Source organism: Sinorhizobium terangae, assembly GCF_009601505.1.
GTDB classification, from domain to species: Bacteria; Pseudomonadota; Alphaproteobacteria; order Rhizobiales; family Rhizobiaceae; genus Sinorhizobium; species Sinorhizobium terangae.
This window is the reverse complement of sequence record NZ_WITC01000023.1, coordinates 72,156-92,093: the sequence shown is the minus strand read 5'-3', so window position 1 is coordinate 92,093 and position 19,938 is coordinate 72,156. Positions and strand designations below refer to the sequence as shown.

The 19,938-nt window shown below is 61.1% G+C and carries 14 protein-coding genes and 1 pseudogene; 6 read left to right on the top strand and 9 right to left on the bottom strand.

Annotated elements, in window-relative coordinates; all coding sequences use genetic code 11:
- Positions 1–251: 251 nt before the first annotated feature.
- The 4 genes and pseudogenes from GHK62_RS04530 to GHK62_RS04515 all read left to right on the top strand — a co-directional run bounded on the left by GHK62_RS04530 (position 252) and on the right by GHK62_RS04515 (position 6,616).
- On the top strand, positions 252–1,484 hold the full coding sequence (locus tag GHK62_RS04530) for an HlyD family secretion protein (protein WP_153437131.1): 1,233 nt from the start codon (positions 252–254) through the stop codon (positions 1,482–1,484).
- Entirely contained in the window at positions 1,466–3,463 is a 1,998-nt protein-coding gene (locus GHK62_RS04525; protein ID WP_184108496.1) for a glycosyltransferase family 2 protein, read from the top strand. The genes GHK62_RS04530 and GHK62_RS04525 overlap by 19 nt, the downstream gene beginning before the upstream one ends.
- Positions 3,464–3,588: 125 nt before the next feature.
- Positions 3,589–4,124 (top strand): annotated as a pseudogene (locus tag GHK62_RS04520) (helix-turn-helix domain-containing protein); the annotation flags it as partial.
- A 299-nt stretch (positions 4,125–4,423) separates the two neighbouring features.
- Entirely contained in the window at positions 4,424–6,616 is a 2,193-nt protein-coding gene (locus GHK62_RS04515) for a putative bifunctional diguanylate cyclase/phosphodiesterase (RefSeq protein WP_153437129.1), read from the top strand.
- A 304-nt stretch (positions 6,617–6,920) separates the two neighbouring features.
- Here the strand turns inward: GHK62_RS04515 and GHK62_RS04510 are convergent, their stop codons facing one another.
- From GHK62_RS04510 to GHK62_RS04500, 3 genes are all read right to left on the bottom strand, one after another.
- Positions 6,921–8,162 (bottom strand): tetratricopeptide repeat protein, encoded by a 1,242-nt coding sequence (locus GHK62_RS04510; protein ID WP_153437128.1) that lies wholly within the window; start codon positions 8,160–8,162, stop codon positions 6,921–6,923.
- 484 nt (positions 8,163–8,646) lie between these two features.
- Positions 8,647–9,534: an NAD(P)-dependent oxidoreductase gene (locus tag GHK62_RS04505; RefSeq protein ID WP_153437127.1), complete on the bottom strand. Its 888-nt coding sequence runs from the start codon at positions 9,532–9,534 to the stop codon at positions 8,647–8,649.
- Between the two features lie 314 nt (positions 9,535–9,848).
- Entirely contained in the window at positions 9,849–10,835 is a 987-nt protein-coding gene (locus GHK62_RS04500) for an AraC family transcriptional regulator (protein ID WP_153437126.1), read from the bottom strand.
- A gap of 73 nt (positions 10,836–10,908) precedes the next feature.
- Here GHK62_RS04500 and GHK62_RS04495 point away from each other — a divergent pair, with 73 nt between their 5' ends.
- Positions 10,909–12,114, top strand: coding sequence for an MFS transporter (locus tag GHK62_RS04495; protein WP_153437125.1), 1,206 nt, complete (start codon positions 10,909–10,911; stop codon positions 12,112–12,114).
- Between the two features lie 85 nt (positions 12,115–12,199).
- Here GHK62_RS04495 and GHK62_RS04490 read toward each other — a convergent pair whose 3' ends face one another.
- Genes GHK62_RS04490 through ligD form a run of 5 tightly spaced genes read right to left on the bottom strand, consistent with a single transcriptional unit; the run spans position 12,200 to position 18,083 of the window.
- A complete protein-coding gene (locus tag GHK62_RS04490) occupies positions 12,200–12,973 on the bottom strand; it encodes an exodeoxyribonuclease III (protein WP_153437124.1) in 774 nt (257 codons plus the stop codon).
- Between the two features lie 4 nt (positions 12,974–12,977).
- Entirely contained in the window at positions 12,978–13,619 is a 642-nt protein-coding gene (locus tag GHK62_RS04485) for an alpha/beta hydrolase family protein (RefSeq protein ID WP_153437123.1), read from the bottom strand.
- A gap of 1 nt (position 13,620) precedes the next feature.
- Entirely contained in the window at positions 13,621–14,706 is a 1,086-nt protein-coding gene (locus GHK62_RS04480; protein WP_153437122.1) for a tetratricopeptide repeat protein, read from the bottom strand.
- Positions 14,706–15,578, bottom strand: a complete 873-nt coding sequence (gene ku / locus GHK62_RS04475; protein ID WP_153437121.1) for a non-homologous end joining protein Ku — start codon at positions 15,576–15,578, stop codon at positions 14,706–14,708. Before ku ends, GHK62_RS04480 begins: the two co-directional genes overlap by 1 nt.
- A gap of 27 nt (positions 15,579–15,605) precedes the next feature.
- On the bottom strand, positions 15,606–18,083 hold the full coding sequence (ligD, locus tag GHK62_RS04470; RefSeq protein ID WP_153437120.1) for a DNA ligase D: 2,478 nt from the start codon (positions 18,081–18,083) through the stop codon (positions 15,606–15,608).
- 83 nt (positions 18,084–18,166) lie between these two features.
- On the opposite strand from ligD, the gene GHK62_RS04465 reads away from it, so the two are divergent.
- The gene (locus GHK62_RS04465) at positions 18,167–18,742 is read left to right on the top strand and encodes a DUF1349 domain-containing protein (protein ID WP_153437119.1); all 576 of its coding nucleotides are present in this window, start codon (positions 18,167–18,169) and stop codon (positions 18,740–18,742) included.
- Between the two features lie 96 nt (positions 18,743–18,838).
- Here GHK62_RS04465 and GHK62_RS04460 read toward each other — a convergent pair whose 3' ends face one another.
- Positions 18,839–19,855, bottom strand: a complete 1,017-nt coding sequence (locus GHK62_RS04460) for a LacI family DNA-binding transcriptional regulator (RefSeq protein WP_153437118.1) — start codon at positions 19,853–19,855, stop codon at positions 18,839–18,841.
- Between the last annotated feature and the right edge of the window lie 83 nt (positions 19,856–19,938).

Here is a 19,938-nt window from a genome sequence, read left to right as displayed (position 1 = left end):
CGAGGAAGATGTCGTGGTCAATGCCGCCCGGCTAGCGAATCAACTGCGCTTTTCACAGATTTGCTATTGAAACACTCAATTTTAAGGGTTGTTTCGCTATCACGCGCCGATGAAAAGATAAGCCGCTGAGGCGTAGAGCGAGGAGGCGAGTATCCGCTGAGCATTGGCAGAATCGCGGTGCGTGGTTGTGTCAATAACACGGTAGCATTTTCCCCGTCTACGCTGCCAGGCAGCAGGCAAGGGCGGTCCAGATGATCCTAAACAATCGCATCACGCGCATTACAGTTGGCATTCTACTCCTGATACTCGCTGCCGCCGTGTTGTTGCCTGGATTAACCGGCCTTACCAGCCTGGATGGGACCGTCAACGCGCGCTTCGCAACCCTAAATGCGCCGATTGACGGCGAGATCACTGGGGCGCCGCCCCGGATCGGAACGCCGGTGGCGGAGGGCGAAACTCTCGCCACAATTCGCAATGAACGCGTCAACCGGACCGTTCTGGCGTCGCTGCGCGCCGAATACCGAACCGCCCTCGATCGCGCCACGGCGCTGGAGCGCGAGCGCGACGAGCTTGTGAGGCTGCGCGACCAGCTTGCCGAACGGCTCTCGGTCTTCCAGAGCGCCACTATTTCCAGCCTGGAACGGGAGCTGCGGATTCTGCGGAAGCGTGTCGAGGTATCGCGCGCCCAGGATGTGGTGGCAAAGGTCGATCTCGACCGCCGGCAAGAGCTGGAGTCGAAAGGAATCTTCACCCGTAAGATGGTTGAGGCGGCCGAGGCCGCCGGAGCCGCCACCGGCGGCGAGCTCGAGATCAGCAATCTGACGGTGGAATTGCTGCAGCAACGCCTCGACGCTGTGCGCCAGGGCATATTCGTCGTCGTGGACGGCCAGAACGATGTGCCTTACTCCCGCCAGCGCCAGGACGAGGTGATTGTTCGCATCAATGATCTCAATACCCGCATTGCCGAGAATAGGACGCGGGCAAACCAGACCGAACAGCAAATGATCGAAGAGGAGAAGCGTGTTCGCAGCCTCGAATCGGCGACTGTCCCGTCTCCTTTCGATGGCGTGATCTGGGCAAGGAGTGTTGTCGGCGGCTCCAACGTCGTGCTGAACAATGAGATGTTGCGCGTTCTCGATTGTCGCGAGCTGTTCGTCGACATTCTCGTTCCCGAAGTCGATTACGACGAGATCTATCCCGGCCGCGAGGCGGAGGTTCGACTCTTGGGACGCGGCGAAGTCTTCAAGGGACAGGTGCAAGCGCTCAAGGGCTCGTCGGCTGTCATAGAAAAGGACTCTCTTGCCGCCAACGAGCCGGAAACTGAGGAGCGCAACGCCCGGATCCGCATCATGCTAGAGCCTTCGGCTCTTAATACGGACTTCGCCAATTTCTGCCAGGTGGGACGGACAGTGCAGGTGCGCATCGCCAAACACAACCTCCGGATCACGCAATGGATCAAAGGCCTGTGGTTCAGTCTCTTCTAACGCTCGCTCCGACCTTCCTGGTCATCGCCTTCTTTCTCATCGGGCCGTCCAACTGGTCGCGCCACCGGACGTGGGCGCGGGCGATCACCTGTGTCTTCGTTGCTATGGTTGCCCTGCGGTATCTGGCCTGGCGTTTTTTTGAGACCGTTCTTCCCTATCCCAATGATGGCGCCAACTTCTACTGGGTCTGGTTTGTGTTCATCATCGAAGTCCTCGCCTTTTCGGAAGTGGTGCTGTTCCTCATCCTGATGAGCCGTTATGTCGATCGCAGCATCGAGGCGAACCAACTCGAACGCGTGTTCTTCGCGCGAAGTGAAAGCGACCTACCGACTGTCGACGTTTTCATACCAACCTACAACGAGCCTCTGGACGTCCTGGAAAGGACGATCGTCGGGGCGCTGGCGCTCGACTATCCAAAGGACAAGCTCACCGTCTATGTGCTCGACGACGGTCGCCGTGCTTGGCTCCGGACCTTCTGCGAAGGGCGCGGCGCGATCCATGTGACGCGAAACGACAATGCCCATGCCAAAGCCGGCAACATGAACAACGGCTTGCGTGTCAGTTCCGGCGATTTCATCGCTGTGTTCGACGCGGATTTCGTGCCCTATCGCAACTTTCTCAGACGGACATTGCCGTTCTTCTCGGACGAGACGATCGGTATCGTGCAGACACCGCAGCATTTCTTCAACGTCGATCCGGTGCAGTCCAACCTTGGCCTGGAGAGCGTTTGGCCGGACGAACAGCGCCTGTTCTTCGATGAGATCGCGCCAAGCCGCGATGGTTGGGATGTGAGTTTCTGCTGCGGCTCCTGTTCTATCGCTCGTCGCAAGGCGATTGATGCGATTGGAGGCTTCCCGACCGAGTCGATCACTGAGGACCTGCTAACGACGCTTTCGATGCTGAACAAGGGTTACAAGACCCGCTACCTCAACGAGCGGCTGTCAATGGGCCTGGCGGCCGAGAACCTGGCCGGCTATTTCGTTCAACGCGAACGCTGGTGCCAAGGCGGCATTCAGACGCTCTACCTGCATAATGGCCCGGTGCGCGGGCCTGGACTATCGCTCTTCCAGCGGATCATGTTTCTGCCGATGTCCTGGCTTGTGCAATATCTGGTGCGCTTTAGCGTACTCGTGGTGCCAATCGTCTACCTCTGGTTCGGCGCCCTGCCGCTCTATTTTACGAACGTCACTGACTATGTTTCCAATCAGGTACCAGTGCTGGCCGCCTATTTCCTGCTGATGTTGTGGATCACACCAACCCGCTACCTGCCGCTCGTCTCCACCGCGGTCGGCACTTTTGCCACCTTCCGCATGCTGCCAACGGTTCTTTCAAGCCTTGCGCGGCCGTTCGGCAAGCCCTTCAAGGTGACCCCCAAAGGCAGCGGCAACGAGGAGAGCGCTTTCGACGCTTATACGTTCACCTGGATCGCGGGCTTCATCGTCGTGACCGCACTCGGCCTCCTGATCAACATCGTTCCGGAAACCGCGCACACGCGCGGCACCTTTTCGACGATCGCGGCTTTCTGGTCCGGGATCAACATCGTCGTGCTCGTCATCGCCTCGCTGATCTGTTTCGAGAAGCCGCGGCGCCTCCTTCAGGCCTTCAAACTCGACGAGGCGGTTGCGGTTGAGGGCGTAGCAGGGCGCCTGGTCAGTCTGTCGCTCGACAAGGCGGTAGTCGCGGTTCCTGCCGAGACCAGGCTCAAGTCGACTCGCGTCATGCTCAATCTTGAAGGCTTCGCGCCGCTTGAGACCGATCTTAAGCAAGTGACCCAGAGGCGAGGGGACATCACGCGCTCTGGCGACGAGCGGCGTTATTACCTCCATCTCCATTTCGATCTACACGGGTTCGAGCGCGACAAGATGATCATCAAGCTCTATACCGGGCGGTATTCCCGGGACATTCCCGACATCGACAGGGTCGCGGTTTCTGTAAACCTGTTGCTGCGCGCTTTTGGGCGCACACGCACTGCCTCGTAGTCTTTGGCAAGGTAGAGTGTGAAAATGCAACTGGCAACCGTGGCGGACCTAGCCGGAAGTGAAGACGCGCAGGCATTTGATGTTCTAGAGCGCCGCGCGTTCAAATGAACGCACAAAGGACGGCCGGTCGAGAGATCTATGGTCACGGCGATGCCGCTGAAAAATGCCATCAGGTCGTCACTGGAGCCGTGCGTGTTTACCGCCTGCTTCGGACGGGCGGCGACAGGTCGTATTCTTTCACATTGCAGGGGAAATGTTCGGCTTTGAAGCGGGCACCAAGCACCGCTTCTTTGCTGAAGCGATCACCGAAACAAGATTGGCAGCTTTCGGCCGGCGTCTGATGCAGGAGCATTCAGGAGAACTTCTCGCCCTTGCCTTGACCGGCATGGCACGCGCTCAAGAGCACCTTCTGGTCCTTGGCAGGCAATGTGCAATGGAACGCATCGCGGCCTTCCTATTGGATCTATCAGACCGGCAGGGAGGCATTCGGGAGCTCAGATTGCCGATGTCGCGGCAAGACATTGCCGATTATCTCGGGCTCACAATCGAGACGGTATCGCGCGTCGTGTCCAAACTGAAAGACAAAAGTGTCATAGCGTTAAGAGATGCAAGGACCGTCGACATCGTGAGAGCGGATGCGCTTCGTTTGCTCTGTAGCTAAGGCAAACAGATGGCTGCTCTTGACCTCGATGGGTCGCTCTGCCGCAAAGTGCCCATGCCATGTTATTCCGAAAGCCGTAGACTACCGCGATAGCGGCCGCTCGGCCCCTCACGTAAGCTCTCCACGCTAGGTCGACCCTGCGCTCGATCGTAGCCGCTTGCACTCCCGGCAACCCGCAACAGGAACTCCGCGCCAGCTCCCGACCAATTCATGCGTCAAAATTTAGACCCATGCAGGAGCTTACGGCGCTTGGAAAGCATTGAGCCAATCAATAAGAAAGCGTCCTGGGAGGAGCGCCAATGAGATTCTCGGTTGGCAACATCGCGGTTTTCAAGTCGATGCTGCCTTTGTTAGTCGCGATGACTCTGATGGGTGGCGTATATTTGGCCGTCCGTTGGTCAACTCAGCAGTCCGACGCTGTCGCAGTCGAACGCCAGCAGCAGCTCATCGAGCTTGTCATTTCCAAGATGCAATACAGCATCGCCCACGATCAGGAGAGTGTCACCGTCTGGGATGATGCGGTCAGGAAAGTATCGAAGGAATGGGATCGTGAGTGGATCGACTCCAACCTCGGTAGCTGGATGCACAGCTATTTCCGACATGACGGCGCATTCGTGATCAGCCCGGATCGTAGGCCGTTATACGCGTTCCTCGTCGGAGAGGCCGACGAGCAGAACGCTTTCAAGAACATAGCACCCGAGGCAATGCCGCTCATTGCCAAGTTGCAGAAGAGGCTCGCAGTAGGCGACGAGGCAGGAATAAGCGAACAGGTGCTGTCGATCGGGGAGAGCGATTTGGTTCGTCTCGGCGGCCGGCCGGCGATAGTCAGCGTGAAGCCGATAGTGTCGGACAGCGGCAATATCGTGCAGGAGCCCGGCGGGGAGTTTCTTCACGTAGCCGTCCGTTTCCTTGATGGCGATTTCCTTACCCGTCTGGGTGAGGAATATGTTTTTGAAGATGTGCGCTTTTCTGTTGTGCCAAACCTTGGCCAGGAGCGATCCTATGCGCCGATCGTGTCGTCGTCTGGTGAAACGATCGGATATTTCTCCTGGCTGCCGTTCAGACCCGGTGCCGACGTGGCGAAAGCCACGGCACCGGTCCTTCTGGTCGCCGCATTCTGTCTTTTCGCACTCACGGGCGTGCTGAGCATGATACTGCGGAAGCGGTCGAGACGCCTGCAGCAAAGTCAAGCTGAGCTCAACCACCTGGCGCTTCACGATCCGTTGACCGGCCTCGCGAACCGCGCGTCTTTCAATCAGTTGCTGGCGGGTGTGGTCGCCGCTTCGGCAGCCGACCAGACAAATGCACTTCTGTATCTCGACCTCGACCGCTTTAAGCAAGTGAATGATACGCTCGGCCATCCCGTCGGCGATCGGCTGATGATCGAAGTCGCGAAACGACTGAGGGAAACCGCCCCCGCTGCTGCAGTTATTTCCAGGATTGGTGGCGATGAATTTACCATCGTGGTCGAGCACTCGCGCCAGGACGAGGTGGAGAATCTCTGCGACTCTCTGATCGCTGCGATCCGTAGACCTTTCGAGATAGACGGACAGCCCGTTCTCATCGGGCTCTCGATTGGTGTGGCGGTTGCGAAAGGGAATGCTGCCGATCCAGTAGAGATCACGCGCAAGGCCGATATCGCGCTTTATCACGCCAAAACATCCGGGCGGAACCGGTACGCAATCTTTGGCCCCCACATGGACGAACTGATCAGGACAAGGCGGGATCTGGAACAAGATTTGCGAGCGGCGCTGGAAGCTGGCAATCAGCTCGAAGTCTTCTACCAACCGGTCTATTCCGCTGCGTCCCAAGAGATAAGCTCGCTTGAAGCTCTCATTCGCTGGCGGCACCCGAACAAAGGCGCAATAGCGCCGGAAGTCTTCGTTCCGCTTGCGGAGACTTCGGGCCTTATCGATCGGCTAGGCGCTTTCGTACTGAAGGAAGCCTGTTCCACCGCGCGTGAGTTTCCCGACCTCGATATTGCAGTGAATGTCTCCGCGGTCGAGCTTGGACAGCGACATTACGCTGCTCAAGTTTTCTCGCTGCTGCGGCAGTTCGGGATTGAGCCGTCGAGACTGGAGCTTGAGATCACCGAAACTGCTCTCCTCGACGAAGCCGGCATCTGCGAAAAAAACATCACGGCACTGCGCGAGTTCGGCGTGAAGTTCGCACTTGACGATTTCGGAACGGGCTTCTCTTCATTTGGCCGATTGCAGCGCCTGGAGGTCGATCGGATAAAGATAGATCGCTCTTTCGTCCAAGCATTTGACCAGCCCGATGGTGGCGTGGCGATCGTGCAGTCCATCGTTGGCGTCGCGCATGCGAAGGGCCTGCGCACGACGGCTGAGGGCGTGGAGACCGAGGAGCAGAGCGAGATCCTGCGCAATCTTGGCTGCGACGAATTGCAGGGTTTCCATTTGGCAAAGCCGATGCCGAAGAATTCGCTTCGCGACCTTCTTGGCACAGAGAGAGTTCAAAGAACCTCTTCCTAAAGCAGAAAAGACTATCCAAACCCGGTAAGAAGCTGCCTGAGTCGCACCGCGTCGTGGCACTTGCTGCCAAAAATACCGGCGGCTGATGGCGCTTGCCTGGCATACTTTTCAACGGTCGACCGCCGGGATATGGACGGCACTTTCCGTCCAGGCGTTTCGGAGCCCCGCGAGCACAGGATACTCGGCGTGAGCTATGGCGGCGCGAAACGGTCGTCGATGGACCATCTGGCGCTGCTCGACGATCTCGCAGTCCATCGAAGACCGCGGAGCGCATCAGCCGCAAGCTTGCTGTTGGCGACAAGCATCAATGCTTCAGCCTCGAGCTCTTGCAGTGGTGCTCGCACGATCGGGCGTGCAGGTGCACCCAGGCGCCGCTGGGAAGAGAAGGCTCGAGCAACCACGGCGCAAATGTCTGTACGCGCGCCGAAGGCACGGGGACCGGATCCGAGTAGCCGAACAGCGGGCAGGTCGACACGGAAATCGGCTGCTGGTGCACCTCCGGTTGCTGCTCGATGCCGCAGACGGGTTCCAGGCGGCGCAGGACCTCGCGTGCCTTCAGCTTGCAGCGAATGTGGTCCGAGTCGTCGGACGCGATCCCGTCGAAACTGAGAAAGGTTGCGCTGGCGGCATCCCTGCGGCCGGCGGCCAGAAGCGTGACTGCGAGCTTATAGCGCATGATGCCCCGATGGGGGTACCGCCCAACGAGTTTCTCGAAGGTTTTGCTTGCCTCGCGATAGAAGCCCTGCTCCATCTGCGTGTCGCCAAGCCGATGAAGGATTTCGTCGGCGTCGGGAAGCGCCGATAACAGCCAGCGATAGAGATATTCCGCCTCGGCGTGGTCGCCCCTGTCGCTGCAAAGCTGCGCAAGTGCGTAGCGGGCTTGCACATGGCCGGGGACGGTGCGGATCACTTGACGATATCCCGCTTCCGCCGCGTCGAGCGTGCCCTCGACATGCAGCGCCATTGCCCTCTCGAACACGAAGCCGACGCTGCGGCGGTTCAGCCTGTCATGCAGGTTTCGGCCCGTCCGGGTTCTGATAAGCACGCTGTGAACCGGATCCTTGCCCAGCTCGCCTCCCGCTCGATCCTCGGAGATTCGGGCAAGCGGCCCACCGGGAAACGCCTGCAGCAATTGTTCGAGCCTGGCGGAAGAGGGCTCGCGAAGCTCGAACCGCATGCTCGTCCAACTCTCGCTCATGAGAAAGCCGACGAAGGCGTCTGCCGCCTCGTTCTCCAGGCCGGGCATGCAGAGGAAGCCACTCGCGCCGCCGTCGCGATTGCCGATCATCAGAAGCTGGTCTGAGAAAAGCCCCGTGTCACCATCCTGGAGAGTCGTGACCTCCAGCGGCAGAAAAGCCTCATAGCGATGGTCAGTCTGCTCCTGCCGCAAGGCCAGAATGAACCATCGTTCTTGGCGTGACAAGTATTCGTTCAGCCAGGTCCAGGAGAGTAAAGGATGCGATTCTGGATCCGAAAGATATACCCTGTTCCAATTTTCCCGAATGTTCTCAAATTCTCTAGAATATCCAATGACATCTATTATCATCTTCGCCTCTCTGAGGCGGTATTCGCAATACCGACCAATAAAAATGTTGATCCAATATAATAAAGCTAAAATAAGAATCTGGCGCCTAACGGCCATCAATGTATCTATACAGTATAGAGCGGAGCGCCCGGTTCCAGTGCGCCTCACGATTGATTTTATCAGGCTAGAGCGCGGAACGCGAGCGGAAAACAACGTGCGGTTTTCTCGCCTTCCCACATGGCGCAGGCGATACGGGAAATTCCGCGACCAACCACTTCTTGAATTCGACCTCGAATGCTGCTGCGATGCGCTCCTTCCATCCCGGGGTGGACCCTGCCGCCTGGCTCATGGGGCCGACCTGTCCTGGTTCTAATCCGGTCAAGGCGAGCGACTTCTAATGTTAAAGGGTTGGAGCAACGAATAGGATGAAGGGTTAGGTCCACGGAGCACGGTACGCTAGGCGGTGGGCATAGTTCACGACGCAACTCCTCGGTTCGCTGTGCGACTACTTGATCCCGTTCGCCTTCGCGATGAAATCGGACAGCATCGGCACATAGTCTTCGCCGCGACCAGCGCCGACGGCTTGGGCGAAGGAATTGCGGACAGCGGCGCCGATCGGGTTGGCGGCGCCGGACGCGTTGGCGAAGGCCGCGAGATAGCTCATGTCCTTGAAGGCGTTGCGGATGGCGAATTTGTGCGCATTCGGGTCGCGCTCCAGTACCCAGCGGAAGAATGTCTGGTAGAACGGGCAATCCATCCGCCCGCCGCGGATGACGCTGTCGAAGACTTCAGGGGTGAGACCTGCCTTCCGTCCGAGCATCAAGGCCTCGGAATAGAGCGCGGCGTAGCCCATCGCCAAAAAGTTGTTGAGGAGCTTCATGGTGTGGCCGGTGCCGGTCGGGCCGGTGTGAACGATGCGTCCGGCGAAGCATTCGAGCACCGGCCAGACACGCCGCACATCGTCGTCAGCGCCGCCGATCATGACATCGAGCGTGCCGGCGGCGGCATCGGCCGGCGTGCGGCTGAGCGGCGCGTCGAGGAGCGTGGTCCCTTTTTCGGCCAGATCCTCGGCGAGCTTCAGGGTGACGGAGGGATCGGAGGTAGAGCAGTCGATGATCGTGAGCGGCTTGCCCGCGGCCGCGATGCCGTCCGCACCCTCGACGACCGACAGCACCTCCGGCGAGCCGGTGACGCAGAGAACGATGATGTCGCATCGTTCGGCCATTTCGCGCGGCGTTTTGACTTCCATCGCGCCCTTGGCGAGGAGCGCTTCGACCGGCGCCCGGTTGCGATGCGCCATCACCGCAAGTGGCCAGCCCTTTCTGACGATGTTCGTCGCCATGCCCTGACCCATCAGCCCGAGCCCGATGAAACCCACATTCACTTTCGCCATTGGTCGCCTCCGTGCCTTGCTTTGTCCGGCCTCGTTATCCTGCACGATTGGACGCACATCGCCAAATGACACCGTCGATTGTCGCGATTTCTAATCACGGCTGCACGTGTACCAGCACCGACAAACTGCCGGCGTGAGGCTAAATGATCGACCTGCGGCGGCCGAAGCGCATCCCATGGGACAATAATTGTGCAGTGACGCCCGAGAATTTGCAACGCAACCTTCCAGGGTCGCTCGTTGACGTCTCAAGTTGGAAGGGAGGCAGGAGCCCGCTCCTGCTTCCCACGTTCGCATGCAGCGGAAGGAGGTTGGGATCACCCGTCGGCCGTGCCGAATGCCGGCGCATCCGACGCCTCGACGCCACGATAGTGGCTTGGGGGTGCGCCGATGACGCGTTTGAAGGCGCGGCTGAAGGAGGCTTCGGAGTCGTAGCCCAGGCGCCTCGCCACGACGGAGATACGCATACGGTCACGGGTTAGCCATTGGCGCGCCTGATGCATGCGCACCTGCGCCAGATAGCGCGCCGGCGTCTCGCCGACGACGGCGGCGAACTGTTGTGCGAAGCCGGAGCGGGAAGCGCCCATGAGTCTCGCGAGGGAATCGACCGTCCAGTTCTTTTCCGGATCGAGATGCATGGCCGCGATCACCCGGCCAATGGCCGGATGGCGGACTGCGGCCACCCAGCCGCTCGTATTGCCGCAGCCGTGTTCCACCCAAGAGCGGATGATCAGTGCAGCCAGCACGTCGGCAAGCCGCGCCAGCACGCCGCCCGACCCGACGCGGCTCGCGCCGACCTCGCGCGCCATGGCGTCAAGCAGATGCGGGATCGCCGGTTCGCTGGCGGTCAGCGCGTCGATGCGCATCACGTCCGGCATCATCCGCAAGAGAGGGTGCATCACGTCGACGTTGAACCGCAGGGTTCCGCAGAAAAGGATGGTGGTTGCACCACGCCCGCCACTGCAGACGTTGTAGACGCAATCGCATACCTCCTGGGCCGAATAGGCCGTGAGCGGCGACAATCTCTCGTCCGGCGAACTTGCCAATGCGTGCTCGCCGCCGCGCGGCAAGAGCACGGCATCACCGCGTTTCAACTCGATCCAGTCGCCTTCGGGAACGCGCAACCAGCAGTCCCCGCAGATGAAATGGAACCGCGCCGTCTCCTGCGCCGGAAATGAGATGCCCCAGGGCGCGGTCAATTCGCAACGCACGTAATCAACCCCGTCGAGGCGCAGTCCGCGCAAGAGCTCGGTTAGGAAATCCTCGGAGGCGGAGGCGTCATTTTTGGACGAATGATCAAGCATTGCGGAATTTCTAGCATGGAACGTCCAGGGCGTCACGTCTTATCTAACCGAAACACACAACGGAGACGCTCTCATGACAGAATCAGCGACAACACTGGATGCCGGACTGATGCCGGAAAACGACGAACGAAGCGATCCGGCCTGGGCTGGCGTGGCCTCGCTTGCACTCGGCGTGTTCGGCCTCGTCACCGCAGAGTTCCTTCCGGTCAGCATCCTAACGCCGATGGCGGCCGATCTCGGCATCAGCACAGGTACAGCGGGCCAGGCGGTCACCGCGACCGCCGTCGTCGGCGCGGTCGCGGGCTTGACGATAGCGATTATCACGCGCCGCCTCGATCGCCGGCTGGTGCTTTGGGGATTCACCCTGGCCCTGATCGCCTCCAGCCTGATCGCGGCCTTCGCCACCAATCTCGCCATGCTCCTTGCCGCCCGGATCGTCCTCGGCATCGGGCTCGGCGGCTTCTGGTCGATGATGGCGGCGATCGCGCTGCGTCTCGTGCCGATGGCTCTCGTGCCGCGCGCCATGTCGATCGTCTTCACCGGCGTCTCCGTCGCGACCGTCTGTGCAGCGCCCGTCGGTGCCTATATCGGTGATCTCTGGGGCTGGCGTGCCGCCTTCCTGATGGCCGCAGCGGTCGGTCTCGTGACGCTCCTCGTCCAGATGGCGAGCATACCGCGCCTGCCACCGCAATCCGTGCCGAGCCTCAGGCTTCTGTTCGACCTCATGCGCAAGCCGAGCATCCGCATCGGTATCATCACGGTTATGCTCTTCGTATCGGGTCACTTCGCTGGCTTCACCTACGTTCGTCCTTTCTTGGAGAGGGTGCCTGTCTTCGGCATCGAGGCGATATCGATGATCCTGCTTGCTTACGGCATCGGCGGCTTTTTCGGCAACCTCGCCGGCGGCTTCATTATCGAACGGAGCATTACCGCGGCTGTGACCCTTGGCACCCTGCTCATCGCGGCGATGGCGCTGACTCTTGTGACTCTCGGTTCGATTGATCTGATTTCTGCCGTTGCGGTAACCCTCTGGGGCTTCGCCTTCGGCGCGTTGCCCGTCGCCGTGCAGACCTGGATGGTGCGCGCAGCGCCAGACCATGCGGAAAGCACCGGCGGCTTGATCGTCGCCACGTTCCAGGTCGGGATCGCCAGCGGTGCCATCCTGGGCGGTCTCTTCGTGGACGGCTTCGGTCCGCTCGGCGCCATCACCTATTGCGCTGTCGCGACACTTTCAAGCGCGCTCTATGTCATGGCCTCGCGGCGGCGCGTCGGGTTTTAGCCTTCGGGAGATGGGCGCAAGGTCCGCCCATCCCGCTACCGCCACCTTCTCCCCCCTTGTGGACCTCGGACGGGGAGGAGGTCTATTAATCTCGCAACGTAATCCACACCGGTGCGTGGTCGCTCGCGCCGTCGACGCCGCGCACGTCCCGGTCGATGCCGGCACCTGCGAGCCGGCGTGTGAGCTTCCGGCTCAAGAGAACGTGGTCGAGACGCAGGCCCGCGTCGCGCTGCCAGCGGTTCCGGCGGTAGTCCCAGAACGTGAAAAGCCGTTCTTCCGGATAAATATTGCGGAGCGCGTCGAGCCAGCCCTGGTCGAGTAGGTGCCGGAAGGCGGCGCGGCTTTCGGGTTGTACGAGCGCGTTCTCGTCGTAGGAGCGGGTCGGGTAGATGTCGCGCGGCTCGGGCACCACGTTGTAGTCGCCAGCAAGCACCACCGGCAGACCGGTCGCCAGCAGTTCGGCAGCATGCAGCCTCAGGCGTTCATGCCAGGCCAGTTTGTAGTCGAATTTCGGTCCGGGCTGCGGATTGCCGTTGGGGGCGTAGAGCGAGGTGATGAGAATGCCGTTCACGGCCGCTTCGATGTATCGGCTCTGCGGATCGGACGGGTCGCCGGGCAACTCCGCCCGGGTCAGGATCGGCTCGCAATCGCGCGCGAGGATCGCGACGCCGTTCCAGGTGGCCTGTCCGCGCCACACCGCACCATAGCCGGCCGCCTCGATTGCTGCCTTGGGGAATTGGCCGTCCGTGGCCTTGAGTTCCTGCAGGCAGACGACATCGGGTTCGGCCGTGGTGAGCCAGGCGAGCAGGTTCTCGAGCCGCCGGTTGACGCCATTGATGTTGAAGGTCGCGATCTTCATGTGCTCAGCGCACCAGCCGATCGGCCCAGGCGCGAACGGTTTCGGACACCGTTTTTAGATGGTCGGCAGCCGAAAAGCCCGACACGCTCTTGCGCGGTTTGAGGTCGTGGTCGCCGTCCTCGAGCCACAGGATTTCGATCGCATCGGAGAGGTTGTAGCCGGCGACGTCGTCGCGGGTGCCGAACTCGTCGCGTGTCCCCTGGCAGATCAATGTCGGCGTCTTCAAGTCTGCGAGATGCTTCGTGCGAAGCTGCTCCGGTTTGGCCGGCGGATGAAACGGATAGCCGAGACAGAGCAGCCCGGCGATTTTACCGCCCGAGTGAAGGCCGTCGGCAATCATGCTGGCGACCCGCCCTCCCATCGACTTGCCGCCGATGACGAGCGGGCCGGTCGCGCCGAGCGCCGCGACGGCGGCCTCGTATTCCGGCTTCAGCGTCTCTGCCCTGGGTGGCGGCTTGCGGCCTTCCGAAGTCCGACGCGCCGCCATGTAACCGAACTCAAAACGGGCGACGCGAAAGCCGGCCTCGGCAAGAGCTTTGGCGGTCGCGCTCATCGAGGCCGAGTCCATCGGTGCGCCTGCGCCGTGCGCCAGCAGGATGGTGACGGCGGCGTCCTCCGGTCCGTCGAACAGGAATTTTTCGCCCATCTCAGCCAGCGCTCCTTGGAAGGAGATGGAGGTCGACGAACTGCACGCCGCGTTCGGCAGCCCGTGCCCACTCCGAATCCTTGTCGAGCTCGAGATAGCGCCTCCACCAGTGGCGCGCCTCTGCGAGATTGTCTGCGTCGAATTCGAGTTTCGCCAGGTTGAAGACAGCGTCTGCATAGTCGCCGTCGAGTTCGATGGCTTTTTTGAGGTACCGGCGCGCAGCGTCGATCCGCCCGCGTTCGCCCATGAGCCCGGCTAGATTGAACCACGCCTCGACGAAGCTGGAGTCCAGTTTGAGCGCGCGGATGTAATCATGCGCCGCTTCCACCTGCCGGCCCGCTGCCTTGAGGCAATTTGCGCGGTTGAAGGCGGCGACGGAGTCCGTCGGGTCGATGGCGAGGCAACGTTGATAGAATGCCGCCGCTTGGTCGTAGCAGCCGTCCTCCTCTGCGGCTTCCGCCTCAGCGAAGAGGTCTTCAAGCTCCGCATCGCTGGACGTTCCAAGATCGAACAGCAACTGCCCGTCGAGTTCGCTGAGGCCCTCGGCGCGGCGGGCGTAAATCGTGTCCGCGCCCTCGTGATGGAGCGAGAGCGCGGTGAGCGCCGCCACGGAGCCGGAGCGGTGCACTGACCGTGCGATCGCGCTCCAGGTGGCGCCGCTGTCGATCAGGCCGGCATATTTCCGGGCCAGGATCAGGTCGCGGAAGGAATAGGGTTCGCTGTCATGCTCGAAGGCGTCGAACAGCGAAAGAAGGTCGAAGGTGCGGGCCGCAAGCCGCGACTGATCGATGAGCGCCTGCCGCGTCAAGGCCGATGCCTCCGGCGTCGACATCAGACCCAGCAGCCGAAGAAAGCCGTTCTCGCTGAGAGGACGTCTGTTCTGGCGTATTTCCGAGTCGAAGCGTGCTTCGATCTCCGCGTCGCTCGCCGTTGAAAGCAGGCTGCGGCCGAAGACGAGGTGCGAGGTCTGGCGCGTAATGCCGCGCCGCAGATGGCCGAACTGCCGTTCGACCTCGCGCGCCGCCAATCGGCGAGGAAACGCGGCAAGGGCGCCGACGATGCCGAATGTCTGCCCTGCAACCGCCATCAGACTTTTTTCTTGGCCGCCGGCTTGCCGCTGGTCGTTGCCGCCTTCGCAGTTCGTTTGGCCGCTGGCTCGGCCTTGGGCTTGCTCTTGGCCGGCGGTTTCGTCTGGGAGAGGCTCGCTTTCAAGGCATCCATGAGATTGATGACGTTACCGCGCTCGGGTGCTGCCGCGATGATCGGCTTGTGGCCCTTGAGCTTCTCGCGGATCATCTGCATCAGAGCGATCTCATAGCGATCTTCGTAATTCTTGGGATCGAAGGTCGTGAGCTTCTGTTCGATGAGCGCTTCGGCCAGCTGCAGCATTTCAGGGTCGGGGTTTCCGACCGGAATATTGCCGAAATATTCGGCCGTGCCGCGCACCTCGTTCGGGTTGCGGAGCGTGCAGACGAACATGCCGGTCTCGCGCGGACCGATTGTGATCACCCGTTCGCGACTGGAGAGCACGAGGCGGGCGATCGCCAGCTTGCCGGTTTTGCGCAAAGCTTCGCGCAGTACGATGAAGGTCTCTTCCGCCATCGCGCCGTCGGGCGCGAGATAATAGGGTGCATCCTGGTAGATGACGTCGACCGACCCCTCGTCGACAAAGGCCTCGATGTTCATCGTGTGGTTGGATTCGATCTTGACGCTTTCGAGATCGGTGTCCTCGATGATGATGTATTTCTTGTCTTCGTATTCGTAGCCCTTCACCAGATCGGACCGTTCGACAAGCCCGAGCTCCGGATCCACCGGCTTCATGTTGATCCGGTTGTGAGTCTTCTTGTGAAGCTGGTTGAAGGTAATGCGTTCACTTGAACTGGTGGCTGGGTAGAGCCTGACTGGACAACTTACGAGACTGAGTCTGAGATAACCTTTCCAACTTGCCCTGGGCGCCATGATCGTCTCCTGCGCGGCAACACGAAACTACTTCCCCGCCTCGGACAACTGCGGCAGATCCCTGGCGAAGGCAGCTATTTCCGCCCATGGATCGCCGGACGTGACCAGGAGGCCAGGCAGCGAAGAATAGTTCAAATCCTCCGGAGCGTCGATAGACTCGAGATCGCTCCAGCTTACCGGGGTTGACGCCGGTAGATTTGTCCTCGCGCGAAGCGAGTAGGGGGCGGCTGCCGTGTGGCCGCGCGCGTTGCGATGGAAGTCGATGAAGATTCGCTTGACGCGGTTTTCCTTGCCCATCGTGGTGGTGAACACCTCGGGCGCGGTCGCGGCCAGACGGGTCGCAATCGCGCTTGTTGCCTGATGCACCTTTTTCCAGTTGAGTTTCGGCACGATCGGCACGACCACGTGCACGCCCCTGCCGCCAGATGTCTTGACGAAGGGAACGAGGTTAAGCGCCTCCAGCTCGCCGCGCACATGGACGGCGGCCTCGACCACCTCGCGCCAGGTGATGCCTTCGCCCGGGTCGAGGTCGAAGACGATGCGGTCAGCCTTTTCAAGCTGCTTGGTGACGGTCCCCCAGGTGTGAAACTCGACGACGCCGAATTGCGCCAGCGCGAGATATCCCTTGGCGTCTCCCACCGAAAGGTAGGATTTCGTCTCGCCTTCCGAGTTGGTTGATTGAAAGGTTTCGACCGAGGACGGCATGCCGGTGAAGGGGTGACGTTGGAAGAAGCAATCCTGGGACCTTCCCGTCGGGCAGCGCACAAGCGAGACCGGGCGATTGAGAATATGCGGCAGCATGAAATCGCCGACGAGCGCATAGTAGACGGCGATGTCGAGCTTGGTCGGGCCGGACTTCCCGAACAGGCGGCGCGTCGGATTTGTGATCGAAATGCTGGCGAGGTCCGCGTCCGAAATCAGCCGCTTTCGCTGCGGCGCGGCGGGCGTCGACAGTTCGATTTCGCGAAGCCCCTTGAACACGGCATGGCGAAGCACATTGTCGGCCGTGCGGTTGCCATAATGGATATGTGCCCACAGCACGGGGCGGACCCAGACGATCTCCTTTGGCGCACCCTCGAGTTTTGCCGCACCGGCGCGAAGCGGCTCCAACCGCGCGAGCAATTCTTGCGCCGTGTGCGCATCGAAGCCGGTTCCGACCTTGCCGCGGTATTGCAGTTCGCCCTCGACCCATTCCCCGAGTGCCAGCGCGGCGAGACCCTCGGCCGCCTCCGAGGTGGTGTATCCGGCAATCACGAAGTCGTCCGGCTGGAGCGCCTTGGTCTTGGTCCAGGTTTTCGATCGGCCGCTCTGGTAGGGCGCCGAGGCTCGCTTGGAGATAATGCCTTCAAGTCCCAATTCCGACGCCCGGTCGTAAAGCGCTCGCCCGTCGCCAGGGACATGATCGCTGAACTGGATGGCCGAGCGCCCCGATACATGCGAGGAAAGCAATTTCGCGAGCAGCGCCTTGCGCTTTTCAAGCGGAGTAGCCAGCAGACTCCAGCCATCGAGATAGAGAAGATCGAAGGCGTAGAAGACAAGCTTGTTACCGGCGCCACTCGAAAGTGCCTCCTGCAACAGGGAAAAGCGACTGATTCCTTGGTCGTCAGGGACGATGATTTCGCCGTCGATAACGGCCTCGCGGCAGGGCAGCCGGCGGAAGGCTTCCGGAAGATCGCCGTAGCGCTTCGTCCAGTCGAGGCCGCCACGGGTGATAAGACGCACCTCACCGTCCGAGATGTGCGCCATCGTCCGGTAGCCGTCGAACTTGATCTCATGCAACCAGTCGCCGCTCTCGATTGCGCCGCCACCCGGAGGCCTGTCGGCAGGCGTCGCAAGCTGCGGTTCGATGCGCGCGGGTGCCGCACCTTTGACGGCGCCCGGTAGTGCGCCCGGATTGAGCTTGACCGGCTTGACAGGTTTGGCTGGCGGTTTCGGCTTCTCCACCAGTTCTTCGATGCGCCGTCCGGATTTGACGCTCTCTGGGCGTGCGGTGAGAATGTCGACAGTGGCATCGGCAGCGAGGTCGCGTTCCTTGAACAGGAGCCAGTTGCGCTGGTCTTCCTCGCCGGGCTTGGCTTTCAACCGCGCCAGCATCCAGCCCCCATTGAGCTTTTCGCCGGCGAGGCGGAACTTGAAGGCGCCCGTGCGCAAGCTCTTCTCGATGTCGTCCATCGGCGCCCAGACGCCCGTGTCCCAGACGATCATCGGGCCGCCGCCATACTCGCCCTCGGGGATGACACCCTCGAAGTCGATGTATTCCAGCGGATGATCCTCGGTCTCGACCGCGAGCCGCTTGTCGGCCGGATTGAGCGATGGCCCTTTCGGGACGGCCCAGCTTTTGAGCACGTCCCCCACCTCAAGCCTCAGGTCGTAGTGATCGGCCGTCGCATGGTGTTTATGGACGACAAAGCGGTTGCCGCTCTCGCCGGCAAGGCTGCCGGGCGGCTCCGACGTTTTCGAAAAATCCCTTTTCTTGCGATAGACCTGTAGCTTCGACGTCGCCATGTCCCCTACGCTATGGCTTGCAGGGCGAACCCGCAATATGACGTTGAAGTCGACGCGGAACATAAAGGGAGGGCAAGGCAAAAATGGGAGAAAACCATCGCTGGTTGAACGAGCCGTCAAGCTGGCAAGGCAACGAAAAGGCGCTGTCGCTCACGACGGACGGCAATACGGATTTCTGGCGCGAGACCTTCTACGGGTTCGTTCGCGACAGCGGCCACGCCTATCTCCGATCGGTATCCGACGATTTCACCGCATCCGCCACGATCACGGGCGTCTATGAGCAGCTCTACGACCAGGCCGGTCTGATGCTGCGGCTCGATGAGGAGAACTGGATCAAGTGCGGTATCGAATATACCGATGGGCTGATGCATTTCAGCGTCGTCGTCACGCGCGGCGTTTCGGACTGGTCGGTCATTCCACTCCACGATGCAACGCCATCCGACGCGATCGAGGTGCGGCTGACGCGCCATGGCGACGCGGTGCGGGTGCAGTTCCGCTTCGGCGACGCGCCCTGGCAGATGGCGCGGCTTTGTCCGTTTTCAGCCGCGGATGCGGAAATCGGTGTCATGGCCTGCTCCCCGGAACGCGCAGGCTTTACGGCAAAGTTCCGCGACCTTACCGTTGGCCCGCCGATTGCCCGTGCGCTGCACGAGGATTGATGGCGCTGAGGCGCATCGCGTGAATGCGAATGCACCTTGTGTCTCTGGTTCTCGGGTTTGCCGCGCCCGAACCGCTGCGCTTTTAGGCGGCAGGCACTAAGCGATCGCACGCGGTGTCAGGCTGATCGGCCTGCAGGACTCGCGGATCATCAGGCGGCCCTGCAGCACAAGCCGGCGCGGTGTCGCCGGGCTCTTGCCGGAAAGACGGTCGAGGATGAGTTGCGCCGCCTGCTCCCCGATCGCCTGAACCGGCTGGGCGATCGTCGTCAGATGCGGCTGGAAAACATCCGCCCAGGGGAAATCGTCGAAGCTTGCGACCGAGACGTCTTCCGGACACTTGAGACCGATGTCGCGGATCGCCTTCATCACGCCGATGACCATCAGGTTGTTGGCAGAAAAGATCGCCGTCGGTCTCTCGGCGCTCGTGAGCAGTTGCATCGTCGCCTTGTAGGCATCCTTCTCGCGGAAATTGCCGATCCGCACGAGGTCTTCCTCGTAGGGCAGCTTGGCGGCTTCCAATGCGGCCTCATATCCGGCCAGGCGCTCTCGTCCCGTCGACGTCTCGAGCGAGCCTGAGATATAGCCGATGCGGCGATGGCCGAGGCCGAGCATATAGGCGGTCGCGTCCTGGACGGCGCGGCGGTTGTCGAGCACGACGGCGTCCGTGTCGATCCCGTCGCAAAGCCGGTCGATCAGCACCGTTGGAAGATTGGCGCTGGCCAGGATGCGCTTCAGGGTCTCGTCGTCTCCCGCGGGCGCAATGATCAGGCCGTCCACGCTGCGATCGATCAGGAGCTCGATCTGTTCATCCTGCATCCCGACGTCCTCGTCGTTGCAGCAGAGCATCACCGCGTAGCCGGCGCGATGGAGAACATCCTGGATCACTGCCACGACATCGGTGAAGAACGGGTTGGTGATGTCGGCCACCATCAGCCCGACCGTGCGGGTGGTGCCGAGCTTGAGACTGCGGGCGATCGCGTTGCGCTTGTAGCCGATGACCTGGATCGCCTCTTCGATGCGGCTGCGCAGTTCGGGGCTGACGGGAGCGGACCCGTTTATCACCGCAGAAACCGTCGCCACGGAAACGCTCGCGGCCTTCGCCACGTCGAGCATCGTGGGTGCGGTGGATTTTCGTGACCGGCGGCGTTGCATCTTTGATCAAAACGTTTCGAAATACGGTTGGAAAAACCTTATGT